The 19,321-nt window shown below is 42.5% G+C and carries 15 protein-coding genes and 1 pseudogene; 7 read left to right on the top strand and 9 right to left on the bottom strand.

What is annotated here, in order from left to right; all coding sequences use genetic code 11:
• The first annotated feature begins 128 nt into the window (after positions 1–128).
• The 3 genes from MHH60_RS11695 (at position 129) to MHH60_RS11685 (ending at position 4,921) form a co-directional block, all read left to right on the top strand.
• Entirely contained in the window at positions 129–2,381 is a 2,253-nt protein-coding gene (locus MHH60_RS11695; protein ID WP_076134848.1) for a glycoside hydrolase family 127 protein, read from the top strand.
• A gap of 306 nt (positions 2,382–2,687) precedes the next feature.
• Positions 2,688–4,403, top strand: a complete 1,716-nt coding sequence (locus MHH60_RS11690; RefSeq protein WP_076134849.1) for an ABC transporter ATP-binding protein — start codon at positions 2,688–2,690, stop codon at positions 4,401–4,403.
• A gap of 35 nt (positions 4,404–4,438) precedes the next feature.
• The gene (locus MHH60_RS11685; protein ID WP_076134850.1) at positions 4,439–4,921 is read left to right on the top strand and encodes an NUDIX hydrolase; all 483 of its coding nucleotides are present in this window, start codon (positions 4,439–4,441) and stop codon (positions 4,919–4,921) included.
• A 65-nt stretch (positions 4,922–4,986) separates the two neighbouring features.
• Here MHH60_RS11685 and MHH60_RS11680 read toward each other — a convergent pair whose 3' ends face one another.
• Entirely contained in the window at positions 4,987–5,883 is an 897-nt protein-coding gene (locus MHH60_RS11680) for a LysR family transcriptional regulator (protein WP_076134851.1), read from the bottom strand.
• A gap of 228 nt (positions 5,884–6,111) precedes the next feature.
• On the opposite strand from MHH60_RS11680, the gene MHH60_RS11675 reads away from it, so the two are divergent.
• A complete protein-coding gene (locus MHH60_RS11675; RefSeq protein WP_076134852.1) occupies positions 6,112–6,783 on the top strand; it encodes an O-methyltransferase in 672 nt (223 codons plus the stop codon).
• Between the two features lie 99 nt (positions 6,784–6,882).
• Here the strand turns inward: MHH60_RS11675 and MHH60_RS11670 are convergent, their stop codons facing one another.
• From MHH60_RS11670 to MHH60_RS11650, 5 genes are all read right to left on the bottom strand, one after another.
• The gene (locus tag MHH60_RS11670) at positions 6,883–8,829 is read right to left on the bottom strand and encodes an FtsX-like permease family protein (RefSeq protein ID WP_076134853.1); all 1,947 of its coding nucleotides are present in this window, start codon (positions 8,827–8,829) and stop codon (positions 6,883–6,885) included.
• A complete protein-coding gene (locus MHH60_RS11665) occupies positions 8,819–9,580 on the bottom strand; it encodes an ABC transporter ATP-binding protein (protein WP_038568421.1) in 762 nt (253 codons plus the stop codon). Before MHH60_RS11665 ends, MHH60_RS11670 begins: the two co-directional genes overlap by 11 nt.
• Positions 9,581–9,686: 106 nt before the next feature.
• Positions 9,687–10,691: a sensor histidine kinase gene (locus MHH60_RS11660; RefSeq protein WP_076134854.1), complete on the bottom strand. Its 1,005-nt coding sequence runs from the start codon at positions 10,689–10,691 to the stop codon at positions 9,687–9,689.
• Positions 10,688–11,377: a response regulator transcription factor gene (locus MHH60_RS11655; RefSeq protein WP_076134855.1), complete on the bottom strand. Its 690-nt coding sequence runs from the start codon at positions 11,375–11,377 to the stop codon at positions 10,688–10,690. Before MHH60_RS11655 ends, MHH60_RS11660 begins: the two co-directional genes overlap by 4 nt.
• Before the next feature lie 77 nt (positions 11,378–11,454).
• Positions 11,455–12,345 carry a TetR/AcrR family transcriptional regulator gene (locus MHH60_RS11650; RefSeq protein WP_256715103.1) on the bottom strand — a complete coding sequence of 297 codons (891 nt, stop codon included), beginning with the start codon at positions 12,343–12,345 and terminating at the stop codon, positions 11,455–11,457.
• Between the two features lie 204 nt (positions 12,346–12,549).
• On the opposite strand from MHH60_RS11650, the gene MHH60_RS11645 reads away from it, so the two are divergent.
• On the top strand, positions 12,550–14,073 hold the full coding sequence (locus MHH60_RS11645) for a DHA2 family efflux MFS transporter permease subunit (RefSeq protein ID WP_076107430.1): 1,524 nt from the start codon (positions 12,550–12,552) through the stop codon (positions 14,071–14,073).
• Positions 14,074–14,120: 47 nt separating this feature from the next.
• Here MHH60_RS11645 and MHH60_RS11640 read toward each other — a convergent pair whose 3' ends face one another.
• A complete protein-coding gene (locus MHH60_RS11640) occupies positions 14,121–15,167 on the bottom strand; it encodes a YncE family protein (RefSeq protein WP_076134856.1) in 1,047 nt (348 codons plus the stop codon).
• A gap of 186 nt (positions 15,168–15,353) precedes the next feature.
• On the opposite strand from MHH60_RS11640, the gene MHH60_RS11635 reads away from it, so the two are divergent.
• Positions 15,354–16,235 (top strand): nucleotidyltransferase domain-containing protein, encoded by an 882-nt coding sequence (locus MHH60_RS11635; protein ID WP_076134857.1) that lies wholly within the window; start codon positions 15,354–15,356, stop codon positions 16,233–16,235.
• A 372-nt stretch (positions 16,236–16,607) separates the two neighbouring features.
• A pseudogene (locus MHH60_RS11630) lies at positions 16,608–17,355 on the top strand (WecB/TagA/CpsF family glycosyltransferase).
• Positions 17,356–17,996: 641 nt separating this feature from the next.
• Here the strand turns inward: MHH60_RS11630 and MHH60_RS11625 are convergent.
• Entirely contained in the window at positions 17,997–18,287 is a 291-nt protein-coding gene (locus MHH60_RS11625; RefSeq protein WP_341161132.1) for a hypothetical protein, read from the bottom strand.
• A gap of 177 nt (positions 18,288–18,464) precedes the next feature.
• The gene (locus MHH60_RS11620; protein WP_076134859.1) at positions 18,465–19,316 is read right to left on the bottom strand and encodes an ABC transporter ATP-binding protein; all 852 of its coding nucleotides are present in this window, start codon (positions 19,314–19,316) and stop codon (positions 18,465–18,467) included.
• Between the last annotated feature and the right edge of the window lie 5 nt (positions 19,317–19,321).

Below are 19,321 nucleotides of genomic sequence, written 5' to 3'. Positions count from 1 at the left end.
CAATAAGTCGGGTTTGTCCACTATTTGTACGACTGATCTACCGACAAATCAACGTTCCGGTGTTATCTTATGGATACAAATATACACTTGTCATCTAACCCTGACAAGATTGCGAGGGAGCGATTTCATTGAAGACGCAAGCTTTTGATCTACAGAACGTACGAATTGATTCAGGTCCACTTCTCCATGCGATGGAGTTAAATACTGATTATTTACTCAAGCTTGAGGCAGATCGGCTTCTGTCGCGTTTTCGCGAATATGCTGGCTTAGAGCCTAAGGCTGCTCACTACGAGGGCTGGGAATCTCAGGGGATTAGCGGCCATACGTTAGGCCATTATATTTCTGGATGTGCGTTAATGTATGCCTCTACGGGAAATGAAGAGCTGCTACAACGCGTGAATTATGTAGTAGATGAATTAGAGCAATGTCAGGATGCGCATGGCAATGGCTTTATTTCCGGCATTCCTCGTGGCAAGGAGTTATTTGAGGAAGTGAAGGCAGGCGACATTCGCTCACAGGGCTTTGACCTCAACGGAGGTTGGGTGCCACTTTACACGATGCATAAGCTGTTTGCAGGTCTTCGCGATGCTTATCGACTGGCGGGCAATCAGAAGGCGCTCGTTATTGAAACGAAGCTAGGGCTGTGGCTTGAGAATATTTTTGCAGGGCTGAGTAAAGATCAGATCCAAGAGGTGCTGCGTTGTGAGTTTGGCGGCATGAATGAAGCGCTGACGGATTTGGCAGAGGATTCCGGGGATGATCGTTTCCTCGCGTTAGCGGAAAGCTTTTACCATGGGGAAGTGCTTAATGATCTTGCTATAGAAAAAGATACCCTAGCTGGAAGACATGCTAATACACAGATTCCAAAAATCATCGGAGCTGCTAGACAATATGAGGTAACAGGGCAGGAGCATTATGCAGGTATTTCCCGCTTCTTCTGGGATCGGGTCGTGAATCATCATTCTTATGTGATCGGCGGCAACAGCTATAATGAGCATTTTGGTGAACCGGATAAGTTAAATGATCGATTGGGTGAAGGTTCATGTGAGACATGCAACACGTACAACATGCTGAAGCTGACCAAGCATATGTTCCAATGGGATGCGTATGCAGCGTATGCGGATTACTACGAACGTGCGATGTATAACCACATCTTAGCCTCTCAGGAGCCGGTAGATGGCCGGGTATGTTACTTCGTATCTCTCGAGATGGGTGGACATAAATCGTTTAATTCGCAGTTCGAAAGCTTTACGTGTTGTGTAGGCTCGGGAATGGAAAGCCATTCTATGTATGGCTCGGCGATATACTTCCATAGTGCAGATGAGCTTTATGTCAATCAGTACGTACCTTCTACAGTGGCTTGGAAAGAGCAAGGCATTAGCTTGCAGCAAGAGACCAAGTTCCCGGCAGAGGGACAAGGTGTACTGCGGATCAGTGCAGCACAGCCAACGAAATTCACATTAAAGCTAAGGTATCCTTACTGGGCTGAGCAAGGGATGAGTGTTAGCGTAAATGGTGAAGACGTTCAAGTAAATGTAGGCAAATCTAACTACTTTGCTTTGGATAGAGAATGGCAGGATGGTGACGTTGTCGAATACGATATTCCGATGTCGGTGAGAATCGAGACGATGCCGGATAATCCGAACCGAGTTGCCTTCCTTTACGGTCCACTTGTGCTCGCAGGTGATTTTGGGCCTATAAATGCAGAGACCAATAGCGATCGCGCCCTTGCTTCCGTATTAATCGGAGATCGGGACACACTGACGGACAACCTCATCCAATCTAATGTGAGCAAAAATGTGTTCCGGATGAAAGGTTTAGGGTATACAGGGGATCATGAGCTTCGTCCGTTCTACCCTATGCATGATCATCGTTATTCCGTGTATTGGGATTTATTCACACCGGAAGAGTGGAAGCTGGCAGAGGCTGAGTATCGCGAAGCCGTGGAGAATAACTTGCTGCTTGAGCAGTTAACTGTCGATTCGGTACAACCTGCTGAAATGCAGCCTGAACGCGATCATAATTTCACAGGTGAATTTGTAGGCTTAGGTAAAATCCACAATCGTAAGTATCGGGACAGCTGGATCAATGGCTGGTTCTCCTTCACGCTGGAAGTTTTGCCGGATGAGCAAGTGGATCTGGTGGTCACGTATCTGAAGTCGAACGATACTTCGCTGGCATTCGATATTTTGGCGGATGGGGAGCAACTTGGTGTAGGCACTCTTGAGTCTGAGGAGATGAATAAGCTGGAGACGATTCGCTATGAACTCCCGCAGACCATTACTAGCGGCAAATCAGCGGTTAAGATTAAGTTTGCTTCTCATGAAGGACATAAGGTTGGCCAAGTGGCTGGACTACGTATCGTTAAACGTAATTCTTGAATAAAAAGGCTTACAGAATTATAATAGGGTCAATTCTTTTAATTGAGGTGAAATGGATGTCTTTCCGTACCGTTACAAGGAACTAGTTATCGGGCTGGGTGAAACGCGTACCAGCTATCAAGGGGGGAGTCTACCCTTTTGATTACAACTAACTAGAGCTTTGAACGGTGCCATAGGCAGCTGTTTTTGTAGAGCCAGGCACTTAACCTATTTAACTTAGAGAACCGTTTATTTGTGGATGGTTTTTTACAGTGGGATAGGGGCGCCTGGCTTTTTTGCATTCAATTAAAAGAGGGGATAAACGATATGTTAAAGAAGAGTCTAGCTCACCTAAAATGGTGGGTAGGTAGTTATATTTTATTGGGTTTTGCCATTCAGCTGTTAAGTAGTTTAGGTGTTGTTGTCTTTCAAAAAATATTAGATAAGGCCACGGTAATCAACAGTTTTGATGAAATAGCAACATTAATTATGGTGTATGGGGCTCTGCTGGCTGGGGTGGCGATCCTGAATTATATAGACGAATACCCGAGTGTGTTTTTATCGAACAGCATCACGGAGAGGTTAAAGATTATTGCACTGTCCAAAATATCAAAAATGGATTATCAAGCGTATCAGGATATGGGAACAGGGCAAATGATTAAGGTGATCGAGAACGGGGCAGCGGCTGGAAACAGTATTATTTTTTCTTTTTTTCTCAAAACACTACATGAGCTATTACCTACTCTTCTATTCAGTTTAGTCTTTATCAGCTTCTATGATCTGAGGATCATGTTAGTGATTGCAGCTGGCTATGTGGTCGTCTTTCTGATAACAAATCTGTTGTTGAAATTTATGTATGCGATGAAGGCTGCCATTCTCCAAGAGCAAGAAAAGATGTCCAGATTCTCTATCCGCGGGTTTATGGAATTGGTCGTCTTTAGAACCAACAAGAGGTATGAGAAAGAGATCGATAAATTAAGCCAGACCGCACGCACTATCATTCATAAAAATGCTCAGCTAAAAATGATTCATGAAGCTTTTTTCGCTATATTCGAGTTATTTGTCACGATCATTAAAGTTGTTGTCCTGATTTATGGTGTGAAAAGCATTGTCGCAGGCGAGACCTCCCTTGGTATTGTGGTCGCATTGTTCATGTTCATCGATAAAATTTATACCCCCATTGCCATTTTTAATGTTTTATTTGTAGATTGCAGACTGAACAAAGTGACCTACAGAAGATTCGAGGAATTTATTGCTGCCCCAGAAGATAAGAACTTGGAATCCGGAGAAGCCATCACTGAGCTCCAAGGCAATATTGAGTTTAGGGAGGTGTCCTTTACTTATGGGAATGTGCAGATTCTGAATAACCTGTCATTTTCGCTTACGCGAGGAACTTCTGTTGCTATTGTCGGATTAAGTGGAGGCGGGAAATCTACGCTGATTAAATTGATTGTGGGGTTATTAAAAAAGGGCGAAGGTGAACTCTTACTGGACGGTAAGGATATCGATGAGATTCGTTTGAATAGCTACTATGATCATATTTCCTATCTGTCCCAAGACACGCCGATTTTTGATGCTACGATAAGGGATAATATTGTATTCGATGAGGATACTCTGTCCGATGAAGAGCTATATGAGATTCTGGAAAAAGTTCATTTGCAGGAAAAAGTAAGCCATTTGCCGGATCGCTTAGATACTTTGGTGGGCGAAAAAGGTCTCAAATTATCAGGAGGCGAAAGACAGCGATTAGCTTTTGCCAGAATCATTGCCCAAAAAAGAAATATACTAATTCTGGATGAGCCCGTGTCAGCGCTTGATAATATCACTGAGCAAAGTCTTATGGAGACGATTTTGAATGAATTTAAGGACAAAACTATCATCATTGTGGCCCATAGGCTTAATTTTATAAAAGACGTGGATAAGATATTGGTAGTGGATCAAGGGTCCATTGTTGGGGAAGGGAAATTTGATGATTTAATAGAACAGTGTGAAGCTTTTAAAGCGTTATGGAATAGAAAAATATCGTTTACAGATTATCGATAAATTGCTAGACTCTTCTAAAAAAAGAGGTGCTATCTATGGCTTGGCCAACACATATTGTAGCGGTGGGTGGAATTGCAATAAATGAAGAGGGAGATATTCTTTTAGTAAAAACACATCATGGTGGGTGGGTATTTCCTGGAGGACAAGTGGAAGTTGGAGAAAACCTAATAGATGCACTAATTCGCGAGATTAAAGAGGAAAGTGGAATCGATGTCGTTGTTTCTCAATTGATTGGCGTGTATTCGAATACAGGTATGCATAAATGGTATGACGGTGAGACGGATGTTCCTACCAAGGTGATGTTAGACTTTATCTGCAAGCCTGTGGGTGGAGAATTAAGTACTTCGGAGGAAACATCTGAAGTGATGTGGGTAGCCAAGGAGAAGGTGCTGGATCTGATTTCTGCAGCGGCTATTCGTACCCGCTATCAAGCTTATTTGGATTTCGATGGAAATACTAGGTATATGGATTATGTAACTGGAGGTGCGTTTGAAGTTAAATTGGATCGGATGGTGTAAAAAAGAAACTTTGAGGCTTTCCCGAAAGGGAAGGCCTCTTTTGTTGGGAATGAGCGATCATTCCGCTATATCGTATAAGGATTGTGACGAATCATCTCAATTAAATTCACTGCGGCTGCTGATAAGGGCTCATTTTTACGTGTACAGATCGCAATGGTGTTCTTCAGATGGATTCCTTCTACATATACTCGGCACAATTCTCCACGCTCTACATATTTGCGTACGACTAATGAAGAAACGAAGTTTGCGCCATATCCGGCGATAACGGCTTTGATGGCTTCATGTAGTCCATTAAATTGCAAAGAGATGATAGGAGCGGGTGTGTTGTATGTGCGGCATAAAGATAATAATCGCTCCCGCGTTGAACTCCCTTCTTCACGCATAACGAAGGGTTCCTTCATCATTTCGAATAGAGAAACTTGCTGATTGGCATAACGATGATCGGGTGCGACTACAAACCATAACTCGTCCTGGAATAACTCCTCTGTCTGGATTGTATCTGGATAAGCCTCGGCGATTCCTCCATAAATAGCTATGTCCACGTCTACATTTAACAGCTGCTTGAGGGCATCACTTGAGTTAGTAGTGGTGATCATCATCTCCACTTGTTCATATTGCTGCTTAAACTTTGCAATCCAGGTAGGAATGAGAAAGTGAGCAGGTAAATACGTGGCGGCTAGACGGATACTCCCGTTAGTGCCGTTAACATAATCTTGAGCGAATTGCTCAATTTGTTGTTCTACGGCGAACAGTCGCTTGGCGAGTAGAGTAAGCTCTTCCCCTGCATCCGTTAAAGCAATTCCTCTGCCTTGAGGTTTAAATAGGGCAAAGGACAGTTCTTTTTCGAATTTCTTAATCTGCGCAGTGATGGCAGGCTGACTTATATTTAAAATTTCTGAAGCGCGTGTCACACTGCCTGTCGATGCGATTACATGGAATAAGCGTAAGGCATGTAGGTTCATGGTTAAACTCCCATTCTTCAATTCATATATTAAATATATAAATTATACTTAAAGATATATTATATTTATGATTATAACTGATTTACAATACAGATATAAAGAAGAACTTGGAAAGATGAGATTAGGGAAAGGAGTAATGGAGAGGAGGTTTGGAACTGTAGGAACGTAGCCATCGCCTTTGTCTCCGGATTTGAACCATGAACAAATACTAAAGGAGAAGTGATAAATATGAATCAAACGACTACTTGGGATAAAGTCGATCAGTATATTACAGAGCGCCTGATTCCACAGGACTCTGTGTTAGAAGAAGTGTTGGTCACCAATCAACAGGCAGGGTTGCCGCCCTTTGATGTTTCGCCTAGTCAGGGGAAATTCCTGAATCTACTGGTGCAAATGAAAGGTGCACGCCGGATTTTGGAGATTGGCACCTTGGGCGGGTACAGTACGATTTGGATGGCAAGAGCCCTGCCGTCTGACGGACAGATAGTTACCTTGGAGCTGGATCCCATTCATGCGCAGGTAGCTAAAGCTAATCTATCGCTTGCCGAGGTGGATCATCTGGTAGAGCTTCGTGTAGGGGATGCATTAGAGCAACTGTCTCAGATGAAACAAGAGGGCGGTGAACCCTTCGACTTTATTTTTATAGATGCCGATAAACCGAATAATCCTAACTATTTAAAGTGGGCGCTGCAATTCTCCCAGCCCGGAACGGTGATCCTTGGAGATAATGTGATTCGTGAAGGTGAGGTCATTAACGAAAATAGCGAAGACGCTCGTGTAGTAGGCGTACGGAAATTCTATGATCTGTTGGCTGAAGAGCCTAGAATTTCGGCTACTGCCATTCAGACGGTGGGAAGCAAAGGTTATGATGGATTTGTATTGGGAATTGTGAATAGCTGAGGGATTCCACAGGTCCTCTGAGCGTTACGGATCCCGTTGGCGTTAAATCAAACAAAGGTGTCCCTAAGCCATGATGGCTTTTGGAACACCTTCGTTATTTTAAAGCGCCTCTTTAATTACCTTTTTGTAATAGAAGACGGACAATATCGCAAAGATCGAATACAAAGCAGTGTATAACAGCATCACCAGAATCATCGGTGTCCAAAGCTCTGTGCCGAATAAGAACCAGCCGGATTTAACGGCGAAGTAGCTGTGAAGCAAACCTATGACTAATGGAATACCGAAATTGAACAATTGCTTCATCTGTATACCTCTGAGCAGATCACCTTGCGTGAACCCAAGCTTTCTCAGAATGGTGTAGTTAGGTTTTTCATTTTCACTTTCATCCATTTGTTTAAAGTATAGAATACATCCGGAGGTAATCAAGAAGGTTAACCCCAGAAAAGCAACGATAAACATAATGAGTCCCATATTTTGTTTTTGACCTTTTATCGACTCTAATTGAGAGTCTTGTTTGTTTTTCTCATCAAATTTCAAGGTCTTGAAAAGTTCATTTGCCTGTTCAACGCTGGCCCGGACTTTCATATCAATCCCGATATTAAGGGAGGATCCTCTTTGAAGGGCAGGATCTAAATCCTTTTTTAAGCGCTTGAAGATCGATTCGTCTACAACTGCAACCGGTAAGCCACCCCCTGTGTAATACCCTGAAATGGGACTTTCGATATCTAATCTTTTATAATCCTGTGGAAAAACCTCATGTAACCCTTTGAGTTCAATCGCTCCTTTGTCTTTCATAGTCATAAAATTATCCAGTGCACTGCTTGATTTCGTAAAATAAGCTTTATCTGGAGTTAGATCAACGTCTTCAAGTGCATTTTCACTTATGACAGCCAAGGTCATAATATTTGAAAACATATTGTCTCCGTCCGGTTTTTTATCAAGAATCTCTTCAACATCTACATCGACCTGAAGGACTTGGGTCCTTCTTTCTGTAAATACTAAATCATTTGCCGTTAGAATCTTTGTAAATTGTTCAGCCTCTTGGGCATTCGTGAATACAAAATCCGTTGGGACATATTGCTTGGAAGTTTTCTCAGCAGAGTAAAAGGAAATGTAGCTAAGGGATAATAAACCCAGGGCTAGTGCCGATACCGTTGTAATGATGGTCAATAATACGGCATTGGATTTCATGCGAAACATAATGGAGGAAAGAGATAGAACCTCTCTAATGTTCAGATAGCCGTTTTTCCGCTTACGAATGATATGAAAAATAAAACTTACCGAGCCTTTATAAAATAGATAGGTCCCAATAATGACGGATCCCAAAATAGTAATCATGGATATAGCCAATTGATTCATTGAGGTTACGTCTTCGGTAAGTAATTTAGAGGAGAGCACATAGCCCAGTAGGATTAGGCCAATTCCGATAATCCCTATGATCATTTCAAAGAAGGATAACTTTTTCACTGTACCTTCTGTTGTTGAGGTCACCCGGAACAAGGATAAGATGCTTTGTCTTTTAATAAATCCATAATTCATCAGCATGATCAAAAGATAAATCACACAGAATACGATCAATGTCTGAATCAAAGCTTCAATAGAGAAATGAAGGGAGGCTATAGCATCGACCCCCATTATTTTAAATAAGATCATGAGGATTAATTTTGAGATAGAAAAGCCAACCAATATCCCTAGGATCAAGGAACCGAAATATAGGATAAAGTTCTCTGCCGAAAGAATGCGGAAAATTTTATTTTTGGTCATTCCGATTAACTGGAATAAGCCAATTTCTTTACCGCGTCGTTTGATAAAGATCGTATTAGCATACAACAGGAAAATAGAGACAATTACGACTAGTAAAACCGAGGCAGCCGTGATGGCTGCGCCCCCTTTGATAGAGCTTTCCAGCTCATCCATCGAGGGATCGTATTGCAAGGTGACAAAGGCGAAATATAAGGCCACACTAAAAACTAGCGCAAACACGTATAGGTAGTAATTTCGAATGTTTTTTCGCAGATTTCGAATCATTAATACATTAATGCTCATTCTGCACACCGCCTAATACACCCTGTGTTTTTATAATGTCGTTGAAGAAAACTTGTCTTGATTGTTCTCCTTTATTTAATTGTGTATAGATCTTGCCATCTTTTATGAAAATAACTCTACTGCAATAACTGGCAGCTACTGGATCATGTGTAACCATAACGATGGTTGCTTTTCGTTTTTGATTGAGTTCACTTAGTTTATTTAATAAATCAGAAGCGGATTTAGAATCCAGTGCCCCGGTAGGCTCATCAGCAAAAATAATACTTGGATCATGAATGAAGGCACGAGCTGCTGAGGTACGTTGTTTTTGACCGCCAGAGATTTCATTGGGGTACTTATTTTTTAATTCCAAAATCCCCAATTCCTTTGCGAGACTTTCGAATTTCTGATTGGCGGCTTTCTTGGGTGTATTGGTAATGGATAGTGGCAGCAGGATGTTCTCCTTTACCGTCAGCGTGTCCAAGAGATTATATTCTTGAAAAATAAAACCTAAATGATTCTTGCGAAATTCAGCAAGCTGCTTCTCTTTCATATTGGAGATTTCATTGCCTTCGATGGTAATAGATCCGTTACTGATTTTGTCGATCGACGAGAGTACGTTGAGTAGGGTTGTTTTACCTGAACCGGAAGGCCCCATGATACCAACGAATTCGCCTTCTTCTATACGAATATCGAGTCCGCTTAACACGGATTGTTTGTTTAATTTATTGCCATAGCTTTTATGAATTTTAGTAGCTTCTAGAATTGCCATAATGATTCACTCCTTCGTTTCTTCTTTTATAGCTTTATTATAAAAAAGTTTATAGTTCTTATCCTGCGATTGCCCGAACAAAATATAAAAGCATGTGACATTGTTGTCACATGCTTGAGATTTTAACGAATTCATTTTTGAGTGGGAAGGTTAGAGTAAATGTTGATCCCGCTCCGAGCTTGGATTGAACTCCGATAATGATGAGTAAGGATTGAGCTGCTTTCTGAGCTAAATATAAGCCCATGCCTGTGGCGGCATTGTCGCGATGTACAGTAGTGGAAGTAAACCCTCTATCGAAGATGCGCGGCAGGTCCTTCGGATCTATCCCGCGCCCGCAATCCTTCACCTCAAGAACGATATGTTCAGCTTGCTGGTAGCTATTCACTGTAATATCAGAAGCTTCACTATATTTTACGGCGTTGGTTAGGAGTTGTCTGAGGATAAAAGCCAGCCATTTAGCATCACTAAGCACTTCGGCAGCTTCCAAGTTCAACTCAAAGCCGATTCCCTTTTGAATACACCAAGACTGTAACGTCTTAATCTCACTAAAAATAAGCGTTTCTATATCAATTTGCTCCATATACAGGTCGTTTTCAATAAATGGTATCCGTCTTTGATGGAGCTGTTGATCCAGCAGCAGATGAATACGCAGCCACTCATAGGTCAAGTGCCTCTTCATAACATCATCTTCTATACGTTCAATCATTAGATGCATTGCGGTCAGTGGAGTCTTCACTTCATGAATCCAGGATAACAGCTCATCCTTCTCTTGCTCCAAATTCATTAAATTGTCTGAAGCAGTCCGCTTTAACAATTTCACTTGATTGGTGATGCTCTCTTCGATGATTTTCTCAAAAGGACTTTCGGCAAGAGCGATGCTTGTCAGATCGAGATCATCGTCGCGCTCATTTAAGCTTTTATAAAATCTGGTTTCCTTAGGATAGCGAATGACTAGGAAAATCACGAAAAAAATTATCGATAAAGAGACCAGATAGAGTACTGAAGAAAGGGGGATGGTCGGGTCCATAAAGGTGATAAAGAGCATAAATAGATGTACAAAAAGAAAGAGCAGAATCCAACTGAGTCTTTCGAGCAGGTACTTTTTAATCATAGACAATCCTCTTCAATGGCTACGTACCCTTGTCCAACCTTCGTCTCAATAAACGCCCCTAATTCAAGCTCGTCGAGCTTTTTGCGCAGCCGATTTACGTTGACGGTAAGGGTGTTATCGCTAATAAAGCGCTTATCGTCCCATAAGCTATTAATTAATTCCTCTCGGGTGACGATTTTATTCTTTTTCTCAATGAGCAATTTCAATATGAAAATCTCATTTTTGGTAAGCTCAATCGTTCCCGTGTCGTTGGTCACTGAATTCCGTTCATAATCGACAGTGGCTCCGCACCACGTTTTGAGTTCAATGTTATCCGTATTGTAATTGTACACCCGCCGGAGAATGGCTTGCACCTTGGCAATGAGTACATCGAAATGGAAGGGCTTTTGGATATAATCATCGGCTCCCAGCTGCATGGACATCACCATATCTGTCGGATGATCCCGGGAGGATAAGAAGATAATCGGCAGATTAGAGTGAGAGCGAATCATTCTGCACCAATGAAATCCATCGAATTTGGGTAATTGGATATCAATTATCACTAAATCAGGTTTGATTTCCGTGAATTCCTGCGTAACATTGTTGAAATCTTGAATGCCATATACATCATAAGACCACTGCGTAAGCCGTTCTTTGATCTCATTAAACAGCGTTGTATCATCTTCGATTAATAAAAGCTTGAACAAATCGGTCACCACACTTTTAGTTTCGTGCCTTGCGTTTAGAATACGCTTAAATGATTGAAGCCATACTTTGATTGTGCTTAGAGCATTGCAGATAACACTGTCTGATAATGCGCAAATTCCTTCGTTTCATTAAACTGAGGGCACATTTTTAAGGAGAGCAGGGCGCTTTCGATTAAGAACTCTCTTGGTTCCTTGTTGTTCATGATCTCTTCTTGGATAAAATATAACAGCTTTAGTGCATTGGACAGGCTAGGATCATCAGCGGCGAATGATTTATCTATGATTTTTTTTAAGCTTACGGTCGCAAACGATAAATCATTATTAAAAAAATCAGTGTATTCAGCAACAGGCAATAGTTTCCCTACATGATCGGGGGAGATAAGCTGGATTCCTTTTTTGCTTACATCCTCAACAATCGTCTGGATAAGAGTAGTGCAATAATTAATGATTTGTTGAGAGGTAATGACTTCATTCATGGCACTGTTAATTTGCAGCATATGTTGCAAGATGCCCGTAAAAATGATGGCTCCATCCAGTAGATAGGGCTTCTTATCTTCAGAAAATATATGCAGGAAACGTTCATGCACCCAGGTTAATAAGGTGAATTTAGTTTTTTTGATGAATGTAATTAAGTCCGGATCATTGGAGACCAGGGCATCTTCAACCAGCTGCAGCAATTTATTTTTTTTATTGATTTTCATAACCAGTTGAACTTGTTTAGCAAATATATCAATGTCAGAGGGGTCCTGGCCAATGAGCAGTCCATTTCTGCCTTCTTCCAGCTGGTCATGAATAGAGGTGAATACAGCTTTAAAGAGATCCCCCTTGGAAGGAAAATAATTATAAAAAGATCCTTTGGAGATCCGGCTGTGATTCAGAATGTCCTGTATGGATGTAGCATGGTAGCCTTTTTCAATAAATAATTCATGTGCTTTTTGAATTACTTGCTCTTTTCGTTTATTTATCATCTTAGGTGCCCCTTTAAGCTGGACTCTTTTGTGCAAAAAAACTCTTCACGTAGAATAGACTAGCTTATATTTCCACTTAATACAATTTAGTTTTTAAATGAATTCTGACTTGCCAAGCAGTAAATATAAGAGTAATATATTCTTCATTGTAACATAAGTTCAAATTTGAACCGACGGTATTATTATAGAATGGAGGATTCCAAAATGAAAACGAAAGAAAGTAAAGCGTCCTATGGGATTTTGGCAATCCTTATGATTGGTGCATTTGTTGCTTTACTGAGTAACACCTTACTCAATATAGCTTTACCATCGATTATGAAGGATTTTGATGTCAGTGCCTCAACGGTACAGTGGTTATCGACGGGTTATATGCTAGTGAACGGGATCATGATTCCTTCAACGGCCTTTTTAATTCAAAAGTATACAGCGAGACGGTTATTCCTAATCGCCATTGGATTATTTGCAATAGGGACCTTTATTGGAGGTTTTGCTCCAAGTTTCCCTGTATTATTGATTGCGAGAATGGTCCAAGCCTCAGGGGCCGCAATTATGATGCCATTGTTAATGAATGTATTGTTCACTACATTTCCACCTGAAAAACGCGGCTCGGCCATGGGGATGTTTGGTTTGGTTATGATTTTTGCACCAGCCATTGGTCCTACCCTGTCAGGATGGATTATTCAGCATTATGAATGGCCTGTGCTGTTCTTTATGATTGCACCGATCGCCGTATTGGTGTTCATTCTTGCTTTCTTCAAACTGCATGATCCTAAAAAAGATGTGGCTATTAAAATCGATATTCTTTCTGTAGTTCTATCAGCGATTGGGTTCGGGGGTCTTCTATACGGCTTCAGTTCCGCTGGGAATAAAGGATGGGATGATCCAATGGTCTACTCCACCCTTATTATCGGGGTTATTGGTTTAGTGATATTCATTATGCGCCAGATGAGAATGAAGGAGCCTATGCTTAACTTCAGAGTGTACAAATATCCGATGTTCGCTTTATCCTCAGCGATTTCGATTACACTGAATATGGCGATGTTCTCAGCAATGATGTTAATGCCGATTTACCTGCAAAATATTAGAGGTATTTCACCTCTGGATTCGGGACTCCTAATGTTGCCTGGTGCGTTGATTATGGGGGTTATGTCGCCAATCACAGGTAAATTGTTCGATAAATTCGGCGGCAAAGTCTTGGCGTTAATCGGTCTGGCTATCGTAGTGATCAGTACGTATTTCTTTAGTGATCTAACTGAAACAACGAAATATTCGACACTTATGATTTTGTATTCTGTGAGAATGTTCGGGATTTCAATGGTTATGATGCCTGTGATGACCAATGGTCTGAACTCCATCCCGGCTAAATATACACCGCATGGTACAGCCATGAACAGTACGATTCAGCAAGTCTCCGGGGCGATTGGCGGGGCGCTGCTTGTAACGATTATGTCTAACAGTACCACTTCACATGTCAAAGATATGGTAGCAGAAGCTGTGAGTAAATTAACGGCTAAACCTTCTGCAGAGCAATTGCTTGGTATTCAAAACCAAGTCATCGCAAAAGCAACGATCGAAGGAATTAATGATGCGTTCTTAGTGTCAGTAGGCGTTGCCATCATTGCCTTTATCCTAGCTTTCTTCATAAAAAGAGGAATACAGCCTAAGGACACAGAAACAGTCGAGGAAAAAGTGGCTGTTAAACAAGTTTCATCCGCTAGATCGATGTAATTTGCTATGCAGAAAGACGCTCACCTATGGTGGGCGTCTTTTTTGTCTTAATTAAAAATAGAACTCTGAGTGAGTCTTGGTCCATCCTGAATGACTGTTATGGAGTCGTTTCCACCTACATAAATTCTATTTGTGAGCGGGTTTAGCACAGTGCTGCCTGATACAGAGGGGAATCTTGCCAGCCGTTTAAACGTGGTGGCGTTATAAACGGATACATGATTTTTATCGAAATTACCCACAAATAAATGATTTGTATTCGGATTAATGGTGATGTTGGAGGAAGTAGGAAGAACCTTTGTTGTAATGATTTTGTTGTTACTTCCATTGATGACGAATAGCTTTCCTTTACCTTCAACTTGTGCACTCGAAACAAAAATACGGTTCGTCAGCGGATTTATAACGACCTCGCTTTGCAAACGTCCCAGCTGTACATTACGCAACAATTTGTTGGTTCGGCCATTGATCACAGAAAGAAACCGGCTTAAGTTATTAGCGACATAAATACGATTGGTAATTTTATTAAGTGCTGGCGCTATCACGGGGTTATTTCCGACTTTTATTGTCGCAATGATAGCCTGTGTAGTTCCGTTAATGACGGTGACGCTATCATTTACAGTATTGGTCACATAGACACGGTTGGTAAGCTCATTGATAACGATTCTGGAAGGGCGCCCACCGATTTCAATCTTTTTACGGACCTGATTTGTTTTCCCGTCTATGACGAATAGGGTTCCGAATGCGCTAGTTACATAAATTAAATTGGTTCGAACATTTACTCCGATATTGTCTGGGAATCGGCCTACTTTGACAGTTTTGATTACCTGGTTTGTCCGCCCGTTTATGACAGATACGTTTTCGTCACGGAAGTTAGGTACATAAATCCGGTTGGTTTGGGGGTTGATTCCGAGCTGAGACGGCAGTCTTCCTACAGGGATGCGAGCGATAATGCGATTAGTTCTGCCCTCCAATACCCCGATAGTTCCAGCCTCGGTGTCTGGGTTTACAAAGTATACTCGATTCGTGACGACATTTACTTTTATATCTCCGATCGGTCCGGCAGAGCGGACTGTAGCAATCACTTTTGGCTGCGCCATGCTTTTACCCCTTTCCAAGTTAATAGATACTTCATTATATTTAGGCTTAGGCAAAAGGGTACTTCATTTATCCTTGCAAGATATATATTAGGAGTGTAGAATGGTACTCCATTATCCAAATATTAGGTTATGTGTAAGCGTTTTATTTTTCTGGAGAATTGAGATTGATTGGAGGTTGGGGTTGAGATGGTGAAATCAGTGTTGTCGGATATTTTATTAACACCTGATAAGACGCAGCTTCATAGCAAATTGTTAGAGGAAATTGGGCAGTATATCACGCAAGAAATTCTAAATCATCCGTTAATGAAAGAGGAGAGTCAGCGGATAAGTATTCTCCTTGATGGATCGACCGCACTTGGGGTGGTGGATGAGCAGTCGGATGTGGATGTAATCATTATTTGTCAGGACGAGTATTATAGCAGCGTTAATCATCGGTTCGAGCAAGCAGGTCTGATCCCGAAGCAAAGTAGTTTTTTTATGGATTTACGACTCCCCAGTGGCAAGTCCGGACATTACACACTGCATAAAATTTCAGAAATCAAAGCGGCATTAATGAGCGGAAATATGGAATGGCTGTGGAATGCTTCTATTTCTTATATCTACTATGACCGATTGGATGTAAAGTCACTTTTTGATGCCTATGTGCCCCTCCAACCTGAAGTCCTAATGAGATTTCGTAAGAATTCATACATACAGTTAAGAAGTTATGCCAAAAGCTTAGATAATCCGTTAGTGCGTGGCGACGCCTTTCCTATTTTATTTTTAGCGGTTTCTCTTTATAAAGAAGCATTACGCTGTGCCGTTACTATTGAAGGTTACCCCTACCCCTATGACAAATGGCTGGTACCTGTAGCCAAACAAACGACTGTCGGCCGAAAGATTATGGAGTGTGCGGGCGATTTTTGGAGTTTTATTAGAGATGATGAATCCTTTGCCCCTATGTACCAAGAGGATAATAACTTTGTCAAAATGGAAAAGCGATTCCGGAAGATACTTGTAGAGGAATTCCGCATGCGTGGGATCGATGAACCTTGGTTAGTAGAGTGGTGGAAGTTTATGGAGGAGTGAATGGAGCTATAGGGTGAGTGTAGTGGTTGAGTGGTTGGGGTGGTTGGAGAGGTGGCGGAGGGAGTGAAGTGGCTATTGTGAGGTGAAGTGGCTATGGGGGATTGTAGTGGCTGTAGTGCTGTAGTAACTGGGGTGGCTGGAGAGGTGGCGGAGGGAGTGAAGTGGTTATTATGAGGTGAAGCTATGGTGGACTGTAGTGGCTGTAGTAGCGTAGTAGCTGTGGTGGCTAGGGTGGTGGAATGGTCGGGTGGTTGAAGTGGCTATAGTGTTCGGGTGAGTGGCTGTAGTGATTAAGTAACTTAAATGCCCCCCCTTCCTCCTCTTGATTATGGTAAGGTATATTGAAGTGAAATTTTAGTGAGAGGTGATTATATGGACGGGACAGTTTCAATATTAGGAGTTCCCTTTTCAAAACTAACACTACATGAGACAACACTTCATCTAACAAAACATATTCAATCTGGAGAACCTAAACTTTTCCATTTGATCACGGCTAACCCGGAAATTACGATAACAAGTCAATCGGACGAGCTGCTACGAACCATACTTCAAGAAGCGGATTTAATCACTCCTGACGGGATTGGCATTGTGATGGCATCAAAAAGAAAAGGCGATCCTATTGCTGAGAGGGTAACTGGATATGAGCTGCTTCTTGAGCTTTTGGAGCAAGGAAATAGCTTGGGATGGAGTTTTTATTTCTTGGGGATAGATGAGCTTACCAGCTGTAAAGCGGTCGAAAAGATCACGGAGTTATATCCGAATGTGAAGATTGCAGGAAGACATAATGGTTTTCTTACCAAGGATGAGGAGCCTGCCATTATATCAGAGATTCAGCGTGCACAGCCGGATTTCCTGATCGTTGCGATGGGTGCGCCATACTCTGACAAATGGGTATAAGCACAAACAGGAGCTTACGCAGGTAAAAGTTGTTTTTGGCGTGGGGGGCAGCTTGGATGTAATAGCGGGAAAAGTTACTCCTGCACCAGCGCTATGGAAAAAACTCAATCTGGAGTGGTTGCATCGACTTTTGTTCGCTCCAGTTGCGAAGGGACAAAAGTCGCGATGGCGCAGACAGGCAGTGCTGCCCAAATTCGTGTTCCGAGCTATGATTAGGAAATGAAGAAAAGGCCTCGTTTATGGGGGCCTTTTTTAGGTTCGGTTGGTGGGAGAGGAGGAGGGGGCAGGTGTGAGAGTAGGAAGTAAGGAGTAGGGTGAAGAGTAAGAGAGAGATTAGTAGGAGTGAGGTGAGGAGTAGGAGCAAGAGTGAGTAGTGAGATTGAGGTAAGGAATAGGAGTAGGAGTGGAGTAGAGGAAGAGGAAGAGGAAGAGGAAGAGTAAGAGTAAGAGTAAGAGTAAGTAGTGGGATTGAGGTAAGGAATAGGAGCAAAAGTGATTAGTGGGAGTATGTGTAAGAGTGGTGATTAGAATGTAAGTGCGACTATAGCTGTGACCTTTAAACAAATTAATAATGATAAACAACACCGATTCTGGTTGATGCCATAGCCTCGTATTTAATTCAAACTAAAAGCTAAAGGGGAACAATAAGGGCAAAAATGCCCTAGATCGGGTGCAATTCAGCCCGAAGAGGCAAAAGAAAGGCAAAAATGCCCTAGATCGGGTGCAATTCCGCCCGAAGAGGCAAATAGAAGGCAAAAATGCCCTAGATCGGGTGCAATTCCGCCCGAAGAGGCAAATAGAAGGCAAAAATGCCCTAGAATCGGTGTGATTCAGCCGAAGTGCCAAAACAAGGGCAAAAATGCCCTAGATCGGGTGCAATTCAGCCCGACGAAGCAAATCAACGGTATAAATCCCGCAGACTGAGCCGAGTCCGGCCCGACGAAGCAAATCAACGGTATAAATCCCGCAGACTGAGCCGAGTCCGGCCCGACGAAGCAAATCAACGGTATAAATCCCGTAGACTGAGCCGAATCCGGCCTGAAGCAGCAAATCAACGGTATAAATCCCGTAGAATGAGCCGAATCCGGCCCGAAGCAGCAAATCAACGGTATAAATCCCGTAGAATGTCCCCAGCCCAACCTGGTTTCTACCCATTACCAACAGGGAGGCCGTTTTCGCCACACATTTAATGTGATCCCTACTATGATGAGTGAAATTTGTTTAATTGAGCAGATACATCCGCACCAATTGTAAATATGTTAGGGAGTTTATCGCTGCAAATAAAAAACTGACACCGCTATACCAGCGATATCAGTTTACAGTGCTTAGCGATTAAGCTAGCGGCTGCCTATTTTTAACTTGTTCCTCTCGCATCCACTGTGACAACTGGCGTTTGAGCTTAAGGAACTCGGGAGAGTCCGTAATCTCATCACGGCGTGGCCGCGGAAACGGCACATCGACTGTATGCAGAATGGAGCCGGGGCGGCCGGAAAATACATAGATACGATTAGAGAGCAGCAACGCTTCTTCGATGTTGTGAGTAATAAACAGCACAGAGCGGCGATTCTCTTCCCACAGCTCTAGCAGCCAGCGCTGCATTTCACTGCGAGTTAGTGCATCGAGTGCGCTGAAAGGTTCATCCAGCAACATTAGCTCCTGCGGAGCGAGCAATGCTCTGAGAAAAGCTGCACGCTGCTGCATTCCGCCAGACAACATATGCGGATAAGCATGTTCGAACCCGCTTAATCCAACCTTGGCAAGCCACTGGCGTGCTTCCTCGCGGGCTCCATCCCGCAGTGTGCCCTTGATCTCCCCAGCAAGCAGCACATTATCCTCAATCGTACGCCAAGGAAAAAGAGCAGGCTGCTGCGGCATATAACTAATTTCACCGCGTTGACCTGTAACGACCTTACCGTTCATGCGGATCGTGCCTGCATCGGGTTTCACAAGGCCGCCAATCATGTGGAATAAGGTGCTTTTTCCGCAGCCGGAAGGACCAACGATCGAAACGAATTCTTGTTGCTCTACCTTGAGAGAGACATTATTCAGAACATTTGTCTCACGGCGACGATGGGAAAAAGATTTGGAGATGCCGCTCACTTCAAGGGCGGGTGCCACGGTATGAGCTTCAGGAGAGCTTATGACTTCTGTTGTTCTGTGTTGCGTTTGCGTCGCTTGAGACATACAGG

Origin of the sequence: Paenibacillus sp. FSL H7-0716 (genome assembly GCF_038002705.1) — a bacterium.
GTDB lineage: Bacteria > Bacillota > Bacilli > Paenibacillales > Paenibacillaceae > Paenibacillus_AQ > Paenibacillus_AQ odorifer.
Note: the sequence above shows the minus strand (reverse complement) of the source record. Positions and strands in the feature narration are given on the sequence as shown.